The following is a 14,209-nucleotide window of genomic DNA, read 5'->3' on the forward strand; positions in this document are numbered from 1 at the left end:
ATTTTTTTCAAAGGGGTTCTTAGCTTGCACAAGCAATATTTTCCGCAGCGCTGCTGTATGTTTCTCGTCGGCATCTTTACCATGACACTCGGCATCGCTCTTTCCTGCAAGGCTGATTTAGGCACATCGCCCATTTCCAGTGTGCCCTGGGTTCTGAGTATGTTTACGCCCTGGAGCATCGGTGAAATAACTATTGTTCTGAATCTGCTTTTTATTATTGCCCAGCCCATCCTGCTGCGGCAAATTTACTGGCGTGAGCTGTTGGGCCAGCTGGTAACACTGCTCGCCTTCGGCTACTGCATAGATTTTTCGATGAATCTGCTGAGCTGGGTAGCACCGGATACCTTGTTTTGGCAATGGTTTGACTGTATTCTTAGCACCATCATCCTTGCCTTCGGCGTTTTTCTCTGCATCCGCGCCAAAATTTTTGTTGCTGCCGGCGAGGGCATCGTCCTGGTTATTGCCTTCGTCAGCAAAATTAAATTCAGCATCATCAAAAATTGCTTCGACTGCACACTCGTTGCTATAAGCCTGGCAATTTCCTTTATGCACTTCGGCGCTATGCGCGGCGTAGGAGTAGGCACGATTGCCGCCGCCATTCTCGTCGGCCGCTGGATACAGCTTTACAGCAACAAGCTGCATATTTTCGACAAATGGAGTATCTTAGAGTAAGATTTTTTCTTACTCTTATTATTTCGTTTTAATTTTCTGAATTTTTCTTGTTTTCTGCAAGATTGTATGTTATAATCCATTACAACAGCTGTTAGTATAATATTTATCAAAGAAGGTGCTAATTTATGCTCAGTATTGGTACAGTAAAATGGTTTAATAATAACAAAGGCTACGGATTTATAGAAGCACGCAACGGTCAGGAGGTTTTCGTGCATTTTTCAGCCATCCGTTCCGACGGCTATCGCTGCCTGCAGGAGGGCCAGCGTGTTTCCTATCATCTTTCACGCGGTAAACACGGCCCGATGGCATTGAACGTATCGCCGATTATTTAATGCGGACAGAAAAGCTTGTTATGTGCTTTTTGTACTAAAAAGCCGGTGGAGGTTTACCGTCAGGTAAACTTCCACCGGTTTTTCTATTGAAGGCTGAGTTATGTCCCAGCAACTTTTATACCAAATTCACTCTTTTAAAGCTTTACGTCCAGCGAAGCGCTAACGCCCACGCCCTGCACGCGGTTAACATTTTGATAAGACACATTGTCTACCGGAATCAGCACCTTGCAGCGTACTCCCAACAGCGTCTGTTCAATCATCAGCGCCGCCTTTACCTGGTCTACTTTAGACTGCGGGCCAGAAACCTGCGCCGCACCGGCACGGCTGCCGTCACCTACAGAAATAACAGGTACTACCTTCGTAGCATCCGTCGAGCTTACACCGTACTTAGCCGTTACAGAGTTAATTGCATTATTCAACGCCGGAGCGGTAGCATCTACAGCATAACCGATAACGCCGCCCTTGAGGACCTTATCTAAAATACCGGCCTGCGCCGCAGGCATACTGTTACCTAAAACAAAACCGCACACAAGTGCTGCCGCAATCCATTTTTTATTTCGCATAGTGCATACCTCCTCGAATACTTATTATATTCGACAAGCAGCGTCAAAAGCCTTGCAAGCATTCTGTGAAATTAAAGTAACGAGATTGTTACTGCTCAAGCCTTGAATTCCCCTATAATCTGACTGCATCCATAAAGGCTATCAAACTGACAGGTTTACCAACAATCTTGATTTTAAAGCACCAAAGGCTGTTGTACCACCCTGCAGATACAACAGCCCTTCTTATTTCTTTGCTTATTATATTATCATCTATCTTTCCGCTACCATCAGTCCGTCATCATGAACGCGCAGCGGCACCTTTAAAACCTGACCGGGATAAATATGTTTGGAATTAAGCTTGTTCGCCTGTTCAATGCGGAAAATAACCTCACGCACATCCTCACGCGCTTCTGTATGACGACCGGCAATTTCCCACAGCGTTTCACCCTCAGCGACAGTCACCGTATATTCCTTATAAACAGGTTCATCAGCAAACACAGCACTATATCCGGCATAAAGGAAGCAAGCGCAGCAGATAATACTTAAAAACTTTTTCATATCTATCACCACCTAATAAATCTCTGTTTGCTTATATTATAGTGCTCTGCGCGAACTTTGTCAACACTTTTATGAATTTCTGTTTGCCGTTAATTGGTCCTTTGCGAACACATTGCCAAACATCAATATGGTTTATGCGTCATATATAAAAATCAACGCAGCAAAAAAGGCATCACCTCTCGGCAATGCCTTTTTGCTTAATATATGCTACTCTATATCGAAAATTTTGCCCGGATTCAGGATATTATTTGGGTCCAGAGCTTTTTTAATCGCACGCATCATTTCCAGCTCATCAGGATTAGTAAATTCCTCCATCAGCTGTTTGCGTTTATAGCCAATGCCATGCTCACCGCTCAAGCGTCCGCCATGTGTGTAAATAAAGCGGTACAGCTCCTGCTGGTTAGCTTTGACTCTGGCATCCCAGTCCGCATAATCCTCCTGCTCCTGCTTCAGGATATTCAGATGGATATTGCCGTCACCGGCGTGACTGGCAATGCGTGTTACCAGCTGATATTTATCCGCCAGGCGCAAAATTTCCGCCAACAGCGCAGGCTCATGGTCTACCGGGCAGACAACGTCCTCCTTGCAAACAATCAGGCTTTCCGCACGTACTGCTTCGGCGAAGGCCTTGCGTGCCTGCCAAATTTTATCGTGCTCCGCTACCAGCACATCGCCGGCACCGTTTTCCGAACAGATTTCATCCATCGTACAAGCCTTTTCATCCAAGTCATCCTCGCTGGTGCCTTCCACCTCTACGATAAGATAATTGCCCTTGTCACTGCCCTGCAGCGTTGTACCGAGATAACGCTCTACGGATTTGATAGTAATATTATCCATGTATTCTACGCAGGTAGGCATAATACCGGCCATAATCAGCTTGTTTACCGTGCCGATTGCATCCTCAGGCGATTCAAAAACCGCCAGCAAATCCATGCTGTACTTGGGCAGCGGCAGCAGCTTCACGGTAATCTGCGTGATGATACCAAGGGTACCCTCACTGCCGATTATCAGCTGCTCCAGGCAATAGCCTGTAGTCTGCTTTTGCAGGCGTGCTCCCAGCTGCACAATCTTGCCGGTAGGATTTACCACCTCAACGGCATATACCTGATGACGCGTGGTGCCGTATTTTACCGCACGGTTACCGCCGGCGTTGGTTGCCACATTGCCGCCGATAAAGCAGGAATCACCGCTGCAGGGGTCGCCAGCATAAAAGGCCCCCTTGTCTGCAGCCGCAGCCTGCAAATCGGAGGTGCGCACACCAGGCTCTACAACCGCATACATAGCATCAGCATTAACCTCGATAATTTTATTCATCTTTTCGAGCGAAAGCACTACACCGCCGTAAATGGGCACTGCACCGCAGGCAAGACCTGTGCCTGCGCCGCGAGGCACAACCGGAAAGTGATATTCATTCGCCAGCTTGACCACTGCTGCCACCTGCTGCGCATTTTCCGCAAAAACAACAGCCTCAGGCATATGATGATAGGCCGGGTCAGTTACTTCATCATGGGCATATATTTCCATCTGCCCTGCATCCGTCACTACATTCTGCACGCCGACCAAAGCCTGCAGCTTGGCAATTATTTCGTCAGACAGCTTGTTATACTCCATAATTCAGTCCTCCTCATTTGCAACATTTATATTTTAAACTACTCTATGCTTATTTTATCACAAACAGTGACATTTATCACAGTAAATCTTTTTCAGTGTACCAGCCACATATAAAACGGTATCGCAAAGACCGCCAGCACCGTACTTACCGCCGTCAGCATGGCAGCATACTTATAATCGCCGCCATAGCCCTTCGCTACAATCGCCGTATTAGTCATCGCCGGCATCGCCGCCATAATTACAAATACCTTTTCCATCATTGGCTCCAGATGGAAAAACGGCAGAATCAGGAAAACTATCCAAGGACAGATTAAATAGCGTCCCAGCATAGCTACTACCAGCTCCTTACCTACGGCAATTTCTTCCCAACGGGTTTTGCTCATAGCAATACCGATGAACAGCATCGCCAGCGGCGTAGTCATGCTTCCCAGATAATGAAAGGACTTGAACACCGGCTCAGGCAGATTCCATTCCAGCAGTACCATCACTACGCCCAACATAAAGCCCATCAGCGGCGGCGACATAATACTTTTCAGTGTCTTACGGCTGAAAAGCGGCATGGTTACGCCATTGCTGCTCGCCAGGTCATGAAAGCCGATAGTCCAGAAAAGCGTTGTGTTCACCATGTAGTAAATCATAATATACGGCGCGCCGGCATCACCGAACAAGGCTATACCTAACGGCAGGCCGATAAAAATTGTGTTGGAAAAGCTGACGCAGATAGAAAAAATTCCTCTGTGCTCCCGCGGAACACCTATCAGACGTCCGAGCAGCCTGCTGATAAAATAGCCTGCCAGCATCGAAATAACCGGTACAATCAGGCCATGCGAAAGCGTAATAAGCTGGTCATGCTTAAACTGTCCCAAAATATTGGTCAGCATATATGTAGGCAGGCAGACATAATTCACGAGCCGCGAAATCAGCGCCACACTTTCCTCGCTGAACCAGCCCCTGCGCTCTAAATAAAAGCCGACAGCAATCATCAGCATGATGGTCAGCACCCCGTTTAATGCATGTAAAACTATTTCCATTGTTCATTCCCCTCATAAGACAAAAATTGCCGAAGCATTCAGCTCCGGCAACGAAGATTTTAGTTTTTGGATTTTTTTACTTCTTCCAGTTTGTTTTTCATCCAGTCAATCATTGCTACCTTGCCAAAATCGTGCCAGGTTTCACATTCGGTATTTTTGGCAATATACTCATTCCACTTATCCTGATTAACATTTTCTACTTCCATCAGGTTCATAATGCCAAAACCGCTGCGCCAGATCATATCATCCATAGAAGTAAATTTGCTGTTTTCCTGCAAAAACTTAGGATTGAATAATTCCTGGAAGGATACCTTGTTCAGAATCTTGCCCAATTCCTTGTCCTCGGTAAAAATTCCCAGATAATGCTTAAAGGTTTTATCTAATTTATTTTTTTCCATCTTACTTCCTCCAAAAATAGTTGTATAAGGGTATTTTAACACAAAAGCCATAAAATGGCACTAGCATTTTCATATTCCGTGTGCAGAATCATTAATTTATGCCCGCATAACACAGATATGATAATCATTATTGAATTCCTACTAATTTCATAGTAAAATATAGTCATTAGAAAGGTTGTGACCGTAATGAAAATTTCTACCAAGGGACGTTATGCCCTGCGATTGATGCTCGATTTAGCAATCAACCACACCGGTAGCTATATACCATTAAAAACAGTTGCTCAACGGCAAAATATTTCCGATAAATACTTAGAGCAAATTATTCACCAGCTGAGTAAAGCAGGCTTTGTCCAAAGTGCCCGCGGCGCTCAGGGAGGCTATCGTCTGGCGCGCACGCCGGATGAATACACTGTCGGCGAAATTCTGCGCACAGTCGAGGGCAGTCTTGCTCCCGTATCCTGCCTGGATTGCAAAACACCCTGCGATCAGTTTGACTCCTGTATCACCATCGGTCTGTACAAAAAAATTCAGCAGGCCATTGACGGCGTAGTCGACCACACTACGTTGCACGATATGATCAGTGATTACCGTGCCAAGCATCCGCAGGCTGAAAATGTTTAAAAGCGAGCCAAGCACCCGCATTTTATAGAAAAACAACAAAGCATTAGGAGGACAATAATATGAACAGAGAAGAAGCCTGGAATTTATTACGTCAATATAACAAGGAGTCCTTTCATTTACGTCATGCACTGACTGTAGAAGGCATTATGCGTTACTTTGCCAAGGAGCTCGGTTACGCAGACCAGGAAGAATACTGGGGCATCGTAGGCCTGCTGCACGACCTGGATTTTGAGTTGTATCCCGAAGAGCACTGCGTAAAATCTCAGGAACTGATGCGCGAGCACGGTGTGGATGAAAGTATCATCCGTTCCACTGCCAGCCACGGCTGGGGCCTGACTGCTGCCAACATCGAACCGGAGCATCAGATGGAAAAGGTGCTTTTCGCTATTGATGAGCTTTCCGGCTTAATCGGTGCCGCTGCCCTGATGCGCCCCTCCAAAAGCGTACAGGACATGGAGCTGAAATCCCTGAAGAAAAAATTCAAGGATAAACACTTTGCAGCCGGCTGCAGCCGCGATGTAATTAAACAAGGTGCCGATATCCTGGGCTGGCCTTTGGACGAACTGATGGAAAAAACTATCGCCGCTATGCGTGTAGACGAAGCAGCCATCAACGAAGTCTGCGATAAATTATGAGGCGCACAGCCTTAATCTGTTCGCTGCTGCTCAGTCTTGCAGGCAGCAGCTTCGCAGCTACAGCTGAAGAAATAGGGCAGGATTACCAACAGAATCCGGCCATAATCTCCAATAATCCCACCAAACCGGCTGAGCCAACAGAAGCTGCAAACAAGACTGGTGCTTCCCCGGCAGAGGAAACTGCGACCAACGACACCGTAAGCACTGTTCCCACTGTACCGGCAGAAACGAAACAAACTGAAACTGAAGCCCCAGCAACAGCGAAGGAAACAGAAGTAACATCAGAAGCTGCAAACGCTGCAGCCACTCCGCCTGTTGTCAGCAACGAGCCTGTTGCTCCTGCAGATAAGCCAAAGCCTAAGCCAAAGCTTAATTTAGTAGGCAAGCCGCCTCTGCCCAAGCAGTTCATGCGTACACCGCAGGCAAGCGATTTCATTAGCGTCAACAGTGAAGCCGGCGGCTACAGCATGTCCGTGCCCAAGGCCTTCGGTAAAAATCCGCTGGCAGACCTGCCACAAACCGAAGGAGCTATGCTGGTGCGCACTGCAGGCAACAATCTGATGTTGGCAGCAACTGTGCTTGACCCTGCTGATACTGCCAGCTTTAAGGCAACAGAAGCTCTGCCTGTCTACGAAAATGCCAAAGTATACTGGCAATGGCAGCATGGCAGCCAGTTAATCTGGACCTGCCGCCTGAGCGCCCACAATGATTATCACGGCGACAAGCTGCTTTTGACTGCAGAAGCTCAGCTGAACGGCAAAACCTACCAGCTGCTTTACGTAATGCCTGCGCTGCAGGCAGATAACTATCTGCCCCAGGCCATTTATTCCTTAGACAGCTTTAAATTAAATCAGCCATAAAGAAAAATCCTCCGACAGCTCGCCAGCTGCGGAGGATTTTCTTCTTTCTCTCTCGTTAATTATGAGTCCGGGGACATTAGCTTTGTTGGGACATTGGCTAAAAGCATGGGGTGTTAAAAGTTAAGAAGAAATAAGCAGAGGGATAACACCATATGCAGACAAACTGTATAACTACGAGAATTTCTATGCAAATTGACTTTTAAAGAAAGGCTTTTTTACTTAGCTCAGCTTTTTCAGATAAGCTTGTCCTTTTTCATGTTCGGACATAAACTGGAACAGGTAGAGGCCGCACAAGAATAAGAAGATGTTAGGCAGGAAAGGCACATACTCCAGCGAGACAAAATCTGCACCGGGCAGCCCCAGCCATACGTTCCAGTCACCGTACAGGAAGGACGGCAGATGTCCAATTATCTTACCCTGCCAGATGATCACGCCATCGGTAAGATGCCTTGTCAAATCATAGGCTATTGCAGATAACAGCCAACCGCAGGAACCGGGAGACTTCTGCAGCCACCAATGAATGGGCTGTACTACCAGATATGCAAGACCAAGGAAGGTAAAGATGCCGAAATAAATGGGATGCTGCGGTGTGAAAATATAGGTGCAAAGCGAAATCGCAGTGCCTACACCCAAAAGACCCAATCCCCATTTGAGGTAATTGCTGCCCTGGCTGAAGGTCATACCGCACAGAACCACAATGCTCCACAGCGTCAGCCGCTGCCACCAGACATAATCCCAAGCAGGATTAGCACCCTGAGCTACATTGATATTATACAGGAAGTAGAAAACTGCCAGATTTAAGAAGGCTGCAGCCTTGAGTGCGTTCAGCACCCGGTACTGCTTCTTTTCTGCTTTGCTTTCTGACTGCTCATACATTTTTGCTAATAACTTTTCCATAATACTTACCTCGCTTTCATCTTGGGAGGTGAAGCGCCGCGCAAACCTTAGGGGAATATTTATTATTCCCTGTAGTTATAATATAAACTATTCTGTCAGAATTTTCAAGAGGTCAAGTTATAACGTTTGGGCATGTGGCAATTAGTTTTATATCAGCTATGCTTTATTGGAATATTAATAATGCATAGCAGGAATAATATAGGCCCTTTAAAGCCCAAAACAGCAGAGAAAGTGTAAATATCATTACATTTTCTCTGCTGTTTTGTAAAGCAACTTCTTTTCAGCGTTTTTTATTTTTCTGCACCGAAGGTATTGGTCAAAGCTGCAAAATCTTCCAGGCTTAGTGTTTCCGCTCTGCGCTTGCCGTCTACGCCGGCGCGCTGCAGCCACTGCGCACACTGCTCGGAGTTAATGCCCATATTCTTCAGCGAATTGCTGAGCATCTTACGTCTGAGGGAGAAGGCTGCCTTTACAACGCGGAAGAACAACGCTTCGTCGCACACCTTTACCGGCGGCTCGGAGCGGCGCTTGCACACTATAACAGCCGAATCAACAGCCGGTGCGGGGATAAACGAGGTCGGCGGTACGATAAACGCTATCTCCGGCTCGGTGTAATATTGGATAGCTACCGAAAGCGCACCGTAATCTCTGCTGCCAGGTTTAGCCGCCATGCGTTCGGCAACCTCCTTCTGCACCATAGCAACTAAGCGCTCCATGGGCAGACGCTTTTCCAGCAGGGCAAAAATAATCGGCGTAGTAATATAATACGGCAGGTTAGCGCACACCTTAAATTCCGGTGCTGCCACCGTTTCCATAATATTTACCTGCAGGATATCGCCATTGACGATGCGAACATTGTCATAGCCCTCCAGTGTAACATCCAATACCGGCAGCAGGCGTTTATCCAGCTCTACTGCTACAACATCGGCACCGCTTTCTGCCAGTCCCTGCGTCAGCGTACCGATGCCCGGGCCTACCTCCAGCACCTTATCTGCAGGGGACAGCTCTGCTGCCTCAACAATACGGCGCACAATATTTTCATCAATCAGGAAATTCTGCCCCAGCTTCTTATCGGCACGCAGCTTAAAGCGGTGCAGAATATGATTCGTTACCTGGGGAGAAGCAATAACCGGTTTATTCACTCTTCACTCTCCAATTTTTCTAAAGCAGCCGTAAATTCTTCACGGCTCACGCCATAATGATTCAGGCGTTCCAAAAAGCGTTTGGCATTGCCATAGCCTATACCAAGCTCGGCCCCCAGCGCATCACGGCGCGCAGAAGCACTCTCGCTGCCGTTCAGATTATTTTGGAACAAATCGCGCATGGTAAATTCCTGCTGCGGACGATATTCGTGGTGACGCACCTTAGCCAGAGCTTCCAAAATAGCTTCCGGCTGCGCCTGCTCCACGCCTACGTCATTATTGGCAGTTGCCTGACGCTTAGGAATAAACGCCTGCCCTGCATCCGGAAAACGCTCTGTCAGAAAGCGGCGAATGCGCTCACCGGCACCGTCAGGATCAGTCAGGATAATTATCCCGCGTTTTTTATACGCAGCCTCTATCTGGCGCAAAGTATAGGGTGCCAGTGTAAAGCCACCGGTTTCGATAGTGTCGGCCTCCAGCGCCTTCCCGATTGCCACCGTATCCATTTTTCCTTCTACTACGAGCACTTCCTTAAGCATCAGATAAATTCCACCTTAATCAGCTAAAATATAAATATCCACATCGCGTCTGCCCCACTGGATAGCACGATGATAATCATTAAAGAACAAATCTACTCTGTGGTGAACCATATCGCCACCGGTATCACCGGCCATAGCGATACCATAACCGGGGATATACATTTTTGTATAATACGGAATAAAGCGCGGGTCAACAGCCACAATGCCTTCATACGGCACCAGACCGATAGAAGTACGGTTGCCTGTTGCTACATAAGCAGAGGCATGCACACTGATTTTTTTCGTATAGCGCTTATAGCCCTCAGGAGTATAGACGCTCATGGCCATACCCTTGCGGATAACCTTTGTTTCCGGCTCAATAAGCACATGACGTGTCAGCTCATGTACGGAATGGCTGCCGTCACTGTTCTTTACCTTTTTGGAAACAACCTTCGCTGTACCGACCTTGCCTTCAACGTGTATCTTTTCCGTACCGAAGTTCAGACTGTAATCGTCCTCATACTTCACCGGAATATCTACACTCGCTTCACTGAATTGCAGCTCCTCATCGGCATTCAAAATATAAACCTGCATGCCTTCCTTAAACGGCTCATGCACATCCGGATAAACACGCTCCTTTTTATAGGAAATGCCCAAATCCTTCAGCGCCTCGCCTACAGTCGGCTTACAGCTTTTGTATTCTACCGTTTCATTACCACGGATAACAGTAAAGGGCTTGCCGCGCAGTACCTCAATCACACTGCCGTTCTGTACCCTTTTGGTATTCTGCAGCTTCCAGCCATCGCCCTTCTCCAGGACAATGCCGGCCTCCTGCAAAATTTTGCCTGGCTTAACTGCATTAGTACGCAGCTCCTTAGTCTGGCCGTCACAAATAATCGTCACCTGCTGTGAAATATCAAAACCTGTCAGGAAAGGTACCATCAGCATAAGGATAACGGCAGATAATAAACAATTTAAATGTAATCTGCATATATGCTTAATCATAAAAACCTCCTTAATCCGGTAATTATTTTAACATAAAACAGCAGGAAGCGTCAAATCCGTGACATTTACAGCATTTTCGCGTATCTAAAATGTATAATTTGTTAGCATATAGACTACTTAGAGTCTAATATTTTCCCGTCCATTGAGATTATTTAACAGCAGGCTCATAGAATTTTTTCACCTGCTCCGTATAGCTGCCATCCTGATTATACATAATCAGCGGAGGCAGAACATCCAAGCCGTAGCTTCCACCCTTCTGCATTTCCATCAGGAAAATCCAGGCAGGCTTATCAATCTTGGAATGCACCCATTGCAGACGCTTCGGCTGCAGACCATATTTCAGCGCCAGCTGCATGCTTTCGGCAAAGCGCTCCGGCAGCTGCACCAAAGCAAAGCGTCCGCGATAGCGCACAGCAAAAGCCGCCGCCCGGAAAAAATCTTCCAGCGTTGAGGTAACCTCGTGGCAGGCAGCAGTGCCTACCTGGCGCACGTTGCCGCTATTGCGGTAGGGCGGATTGGCAGCCACCAAATCCATGCTCTCCGGCTGCAGCAGCTGCTTGTAATTGCGCAAATCACCGTCTATAACAGTAAACTTATCCTGCAGGGAATTATCCGCAACGCTTTGGCGTACCAGCTTTGTTACCTGCGGATTGCAGTCCAGCGCAGTCACCTCTGCGGCGCCTCTGCTTTCCAGCAGCATACTAATGGCACCGGTACCACAGCCCAGCTCCAGCACCTTAGCCTTACGCACAACATGCGGAAAGTTGCCTAAAAACACGGCATCCGTAGTATAGCAGAAATCCTTGGCGTCCTGCCAGATTTTATAGCCGCAGCCCGGCACATAGTCACAGCGCAGGCTGTTTTCCTGCTCAGACATTGTCAGCCTGGGAAGCATCTACAAGCTCTTCCCACTCCACCTGAATAGTATTATCCGGAGAAAGCTGTACAGCAGCGGTACGCTCCTTTCGGTTAATGCCTACTACCTTGCCTTCGCCCATAGTAGTCACTACCTTGCTGCCCATCTTGGGAATTTCAATGCGCTCGCGACGACCGCAGCCGTTGCAGCCGTGCTTGCAGTACATATGGTTTTCATACTTCAGGCAGCACATCAGACGTCCGCAGATGCCGGAAATTTTTGTCGGGTTCAGGGACAGGCTCTGGTCCTTGGCCATGCGGATAGAAACAGGCTCAAAATCGCCTAAGAAGGTTGCACAGCACAGCGGACGTCCGCAGCTGCCGATACCGCCCAGCATCTTGGCTTCATCACGCACACCAATCTGGCGCAGCTCGATACGGGTACGGAAAACAGCCGCCAGATCCTTAACCAGCTCACGGAAGTCAATGCGTCCGTCAGCAGTGAAGTAGAAAATAATCTTATTCACATCAAAGGTAAACTCTACGTCAATCAGACGCATCGGCAGACCATGATTTTTGATTTTGCGCAAGCAGATATTGAACGCTTCCTTTTCACGGATTTTGTTTTCTGCCAGCTTCATATCATCATCGGCTGTTGCTTTACGCATAACCGGCTTGAGCGGGGAAACAATCTGCTTGTCTTCTACCTCACGCGGTCCGATAACAACCTCGCCGTATTCCACACCGCGCGCTGTTTCCACGATAGCAAAATCACCCTTTGCTACACCTGTTTCCGCCGGGTCAAAATAATATATCTTGCACGCTTTTTTAAAGCGAATGCCTACTACTGTCGGCATAAAATATCACTCCTTATAAATTTTATCTATTTTAAGCGCCATGGTTTCCAATGCCGTTTTCATACCGACACTGCTCACCAATGCGTCATATGCTTCCTGTACAATCACTAAAGCCTGCTTCAGCGCCGACAGCTGCCAACCGCTGCTCTGGCTTTTAAGTTCATCCAGTAAATCTATATTATATATTCTATCATAAAGCTGCAATTTGCACATCATTAAATCGCGCAACAGCAGCTGCCACAGCTGCACAAGCAGCAACGCCTGCTCACGCTGCAGCTTTTTGTCCAGCCAGCTGCGGCCGGCCAGATAATTCATCGGCATCGCCAAGGGCAAAGCCTCCAAAAAGGCTGCCGCCTGCTTACGGCATTCAAATACATCCAGCTGTCCCTTGGCTGCAGCTAAATTCAGCGCCAAGCCGATGGAGCCTTCGCTGATACGGGCCAATACTGCGGCCTTGGCAGGCTCTATCTGCCTTGCCTGCAGCTCCCGCTCCACAAGCTGCGGCTCGATTGGCTGAAAGCGCAGCTGTACCACACGCGACATAATAGTCGGCAGCAACTTGTTGACATTGGCTGCCAGCAAAATAATCACCCAGCCGGCCGGAGGCTCCTCCAGCAGCTTCAAAAAAGCATTGGCTGCGGCGGGAACCATGGTATCCGCATCCTCCACCAGGCACACCCGTGTCGGTGACATTACCGGTGCCAACGCTGTCTTGGCCGTCAGCTCCCTAATCTGGTCTATGATAATCGTATCTCTTAAACGGTCCTTTTTATCATCCCATTCGTGCTGTACCAGCACAAAATCGGGATGGCTCAGATTGCCGTCCTGCAGATTCATCAGCCTGCAGGCTTCACAGCCGTCTGTACCGTTATGCTTAAAGCATAATAGCGCCTTGGCAAATTCCAGAGCCAGCGTGCGCTTGCCCAAGCCGGCAGCACCGCTGAACAGCAATGCATGCGGACGCTCCTTGGCCTGCAGATAGTTCTGCAGAAACTTTTTTTGTTCTGTGTGGCCGATAATATGCTCCCACATTTTATTTCTCTCCGCTGATTACTCTGCCGATTGCCTGCAGCACCTTCGCAGTAACCTCCTGCTGACTGCCTAAGGCATCAATCACCTGCAGGCGCTGTGGCTCAGCCTCAGCAAGCTGCAGAAAGCCTGCACGCAGGCGCTGCTGAAATTCCAGCCCCTGCTGCTCATAACGGTCCTGCACACCGCGCTGTTGCCGACGTGCCAATAATTCTGCCGGGTCGGCATCAAAAACAAGCGTCAAATCAGGCTCCAAGCCACCGGTAGCAAAGGCTCCCAGCCGGCGCAGCTGTGCAATCTCCTCCGGAGCCTTGCCCTGCGCCAGTCCCTGATAAACCAGCGTTGAATCATTGAAGCGGTCACAGATAATTATCTTGCCTGCTTCCACCGCCGGACGCAGCAGCTTGTCGACATGCTCGCTGCGTGCTGCCAGATACAGCAGCGTCTGCGTTGCTGTTGTCAGCGGCAGCTCCGGGTCCAGCACCAAAGCACGCACCTTTTCTGCCAGCTGTGTACCGCCCGGCTCGCGGCTTTCCAGTACATCATAACCCTGTTCGCGCAAGGCCTGCGCTGCCAAATGCTGCTGGGTAGTTTTACCCGCTCCGTCTATTCCTTCGAATGTAATAAAAAATCCTCGCATTTTTTT

At 48.2% G+C, this 14,209-nt stretch carries 18 protein-coding genes; 5 read left to right on the plus strand and 13 right to left on the minus strand.

The window, feature by feature from the left end; genetic code table 11:
• The first annotated feature begins 24 nt into the window (after positions 1–24).
• Both KAH19_RS03935 and KAH19_RS03940 read left to right on the plus strand, forming a co-directional pair.
• Positions 25–672, plus strand: coding sequence for a YitT family protein (locus KAH19_RS03935; RefSeq protein WP_210685186.1), 648 nt, complete (start codon positions 25–27; stop codon positions 670–672).
• Between the two features lie 125 nt (positions 673–797).
• On the plus strand, positions 798–1,004 hold the full coding sequence (locus KAH19_RS03940) for a cold-shock protein (RefSeq protein ID WP_210685187.1): 207 nt from the start codon (positions 798–800) through the stop codon (positions 1,002–1,004).
• A 134-nt stretch (positions 1,005–1,138) separates the two neighbouring features.
• Here the strand turns inward: KAH19_RS03940 and KAH19_RS03945 are convergent, their stop codons facing one another.
• The 5 genes from KAH19_RS03945 to KAH19_RS03965 form a co-directional block, all read right to left on the minus strand.
• Positions 1,139–1,567 carry a hypothetical protein gene (locus KAH19_RS03945; RefSeq protein ID WP_009145362.1) on the minus strand — a complete coding sequence of 143 codons (429 nt, stop codon included), beginning with the start codon at positions 1,565–1,567 and terminating at the stop codon, positions 1,139–1,141.
• A 249-nt stretch (positions 1,568–1,816) separates the two neighbouring features.
• Positions 1,817–2,104, minus strand: coding sequence for a LysM peptidoglycan-binding domain-containing protein (locus KAH19_RS03950; protein WP_210685188.1), 288 nt, complete (start codon positions 2,102–2,104; stop codon positions 1,817–1,819).
• Between the two features lie 207 nt (positions 2,105–2,311).
• Positions 2,312–3,715 carry an FAD-binding oxidoreductase gene (locus KAH19_RS03955; protein ID WP_210685189.1) on the minus strand — a complete coding sequence of 468 codons (1,404 nt, stop codon included), beginning with the start codon at positions 3,713–3,715 and terminating at the stop codon, positions 2,312–2,314.
• Positions 3,716–3,807: 92 nt separating this feature from the next.
• Positions 3,808–4,746, minus strand: a complete 939-nt coding sequence (locus KAH19_RS03960; protein WP_210685190.1) for an AEC family transporter — start codon at positions 4,744–4,746, stop codon at positions 3,808–3,810.
• Between the two features lie 59 nt (positions 4,747–4,805).
• Positions 4,806–5,144 carry a hypothetical protein gene (locus KAH19_RS03965; protein ID WP_009144405.1) on the minus strand — a complete coding sequence of 113 codons (339 nt, stop codon included), beginning with the start codon at positions 5,142–5,144 and terminating at the stop codon, positions 4,806–4,808.
• A 186-nt stretch (positions 5,145–5,330) separates the two neighbouring features.
• Between KAH19_RS03965 and KAH19_RS03970 the strand changes: the two genes are divergently transcribed.
• From KAH19_RS03970 to KAH19_RS03980, 3 genes are read left to right on the plus strand one after another with little or no spacing between them, the layout of a single operon-like run.
• Positions 5,331–5,765, plus strand: a complete 435-nt coding sequence (locus KAH19_RS03970; protein WP_210685191.1) for an Rrf2 family transcriptional regulator — start codon at positions 5,331–5,333, stop codon at positions 5,763–5,765.
• Positions 5,766–5,824: 59 nt separating this feature from the next.
• Positions 5,825–6,400 carry an hDIG domain protein gene (locus KAH19_RS03975; RefSeq protein ID WP_021720778.1) on the plus strand — a complete coding sequence of 192 codons (576 nt, stop codon included), beginning with the start codon at positions 5,825–5,827 and terminating at the stop codon, positions 6,398–6,400.
• Positions 6,397–7,260 carry a hypothetical protein gene (locus KAH19_RS03980; protein WP_210685192.1) on the plus strand — a complete coding sequence of 288 codons (864 nt, stop codon included), beginning with the start codon at positions 6,397–6,399 and terminating at the stop codon, positions 7,258–7,260. Before KAH19_RS03975 ends, KAH19_RS03980 begins: the two co-directional genes overlap by 4 nt.
• A 219-nt stretch (positions 7,261–7,479) precedes the next feature.
• Here KAH19_RS03980 and KAH19_RS03985 read toward each other — a convergent pair whose 3' ends face one another.
• From KAH19_RS03985 to tmk, 8 genes are all read right to left on the minus strand, one after another.
• Positions 7,480–8,157 carry a heparan-alpha-glucosaminide N-acetyltransferase domain-containing protein gene (locus KAH19_RS03985; protein ID WP_210685193.1) on the minus strand — a complete coding sequence of 226 codons (678 nt, stop codon included), beginning with the start codon at positions 8,155–8,157 and terminating at the stop codon, positions 7,480–7,482.
• Positions 8,158–8,447: 290 nt separating this feature from the next.
• Complete coding sequence (rsmA, locus tag KAH19_RS03990) at positions 8,448–9,299, minus strand: 16S rRNA (adenine(1518)-N(6)/adenine(1519)-N(6))-dimethyltransferase RsmA (RefSeq protein WP_210685194.1); 852 nt, start codon at positions 9,297–9,299, stop codon at positions 8,448–8,450.
• Entirely contained in the window at positions 9,296–9,838 is a 543-nt protein-coding gene (gene rnmV / locus KAH19_RS03995) for a ribonuclease M5 (RefSeq protein ID WP_210685195.1), read from the minus strand. The genes rsmA and rnmV overlap by 4 nt, the downstream gene beginning before the upstream one ends.
• Before the next feature lie 15 nt (positions 9,839–9,853).
• A complete protein-coding gene (locus KAH19_RS04000; protein ID WP_210685196.1) occupies positions 9,854–10,822 on the minus strand; it encodes a 3D domain-containing protein in 969 nt (322 codons plus the stop codon).
• A 148-nt stretch (positions 10,823–10,970) separates the two neighbouring features.
• Positions 10,971–11,699 (minus strand): tRNA1(Val) (adenine(37)-N6)-methyltransferase, encoded by a 729-nt coding sequence (locus tag KAH19_RS04005; protein ID WP_210685197.1) that lies wholly within the window; start codon positions 11,697–11,699, stop codon positions 10,971–10,973.
• Positions 11,692–12,534, minus strand: coding sequence for a stage 0 sporulation family protein (locus KAH19_RS04010; protein ID WP_021720771.1), 843 nt, complete (start codon positions 12,532–12,534; stop codon positions 11,692–11,694). Before KAH19_RS04010 ends, KAH19_RS04005 begins: the two co-directional genes overlap by 8 nt.
• 6 nt (positions 12,535–12,540) lie before the next feature.
• Positions 12,541–13,566: a DNA polymerase III subunit delta' gene (locus KAH19_RS04015; protein ID WP_210685198.1), complete on the minus strand. Its 1,026-nt coding sequence runs from the start codon at positions 13,564–13,566 to the stop codon at positions 12,541–12,543.
• Between the two features lies 1 nt (position 13,567).
• Positions 13,568–14,203 carry a dTMP kinase gene (gene tmk / locus KAH19_RS04020; protein WP_210685199.1) on the minus strand — a complete coding sequence of 212 codons (636 nt, stop codon included), beginning with the start codon at positions 14,201–14,203 and terminating at the stop codon, positions 13,568–13,570.
• Between the last annotated feature and the right edge of the window lie 6 nt (positions 14,204–14,209).

Source organism: Phascolarctobacterium sp. Marseille-Q4147, from assembly GCF_017968825.1.
GTDB lineage: Bacteria > Bacillota > Negativicutes > Acidaminococcales > Acidaminococcaceae > Phascolarctobacterium_A.

What these genes read in the sequence shown, in the direction of transcription:
- KAH19_RS03940 (WP_210685187.1), top strand. Translation starts at nt 798, where the DNA reads ATGCTCAGTATTGGTACAGTAAAATGGTTTAATAATAACAAAGGCTAC.
- KAH19_RS03945 (WP_009145362.1), bottom strand. Translation starts at nt 1,567, where the DNA reads ATGCGAAATAAAAAATGGATTGCGGCAGCACTTGTGTGCGGTTTTGTT.
- KAH19_RS03950 (WP_210685188.1), bottom strand. Translation starts at nt 2,104, where the DNA reads ATGAAAAAGTTTTTAAGTATTATCTGCTGCGCTTGCTTCCTTTATGCC.
- KAH19_RS03955 (WP_210685189.1), bottom strand. Translation starts at nt 3,715, where the DNA reads ATGGAGTATAACAAGCTGTCTGACGAAATAATTGCCAAGCTGCAGGCT.
- KAH19_RS03960 (WP_210685190.1), bottom strand. Translation starts at nt 4,746, where the DNA reads ATGGAAATAGTTTTACATGCATTAAACGGGGTGCTGACCATCATGCTG.
- KAH19_RS03965 (WP_009144405.1), bottom strand. Translation starts at nt 5,144, where the DNA reads ATGGAAAAAAATAAATTAGATAAAACCTTTAAGCATTATCTGGGAATT.
- KAH19_RS03970 (WP_210685191.1), top strand. Translation starts at nt 5,331, where the DNA reads ATGAAAATTTCTACCAAGGGACGTTATGCCCTGCGATTGATGCTCGAT.
- KAH19_RS03975 (WP_021720778.1), top strand. Translation starts at nt 5,825, where the DNA reads ATGAACAGAGAAGAAGCCTGGAATTTATTACGTCAATATAACAAGGAG.
- KAH19_RS03980 (WP_210685192.1), top strand. Translation starts at nt 6,397, where the DNA reads ATGAGGCGCACAGCCTTAATCTGTTCGCTGCTGCTCAGTCTTGCAGGC.
- KAH19_RS03985 (WP_210685193.1), bottom strand. Translation starts at nt 8,157, where the DNA reads ATGGAAAAGTTATTAGCAAAAATGTATGAGCAGTCAGAAAGCAAAGCA.
- rnmV (WP_210685195.1), bottom strand. Translation starts at nt 9,838, where the DNA reads ATGCTTAAGGAAGTGCTCGTAGTAGAAGGAAAAATGGATACGGTGGCA.
- KAH19_RS04000 (WP_210685196.1), bottom strand. Translation starts at nt 10,822, where the DNA reads ATGATTAAGCATATATGCAGATTACATTTAAATTGTTTATTATCTGCC.
- KAH19_RS04005 (WP_210685197.1), bottom strand. Translation starts at nt 11,699, where the DNA reads ATGTCTGAGCAGGAAAACAGCCTGCGCTGTGACTATGTGCCGGGCTGC.
- KAH19_RS04010 (WP_021720771.1), bottom strand. Translation starts at nt 12,534, where the DNA reads ATGCCGACAGTAGTAGGCATTCGCTTTAAAAAAGCGTGCAAGATATAT.
- KAH19_RS04015 (WP_210685198.1), bottom strand. Translation starts at nt 13,566, where the DNA reads ATGTGGGAGCATATTATCGGCCACACAGAACAAAAAAAGTTTCTGCAG.
- tmk (WP_210685199.1), bottom strand. Translation starts at nt 14,203, where the DNA reads ATGCGAGGATTTTTTATTACATTCGAAGGAATAGACGGAGCGGGTAAA.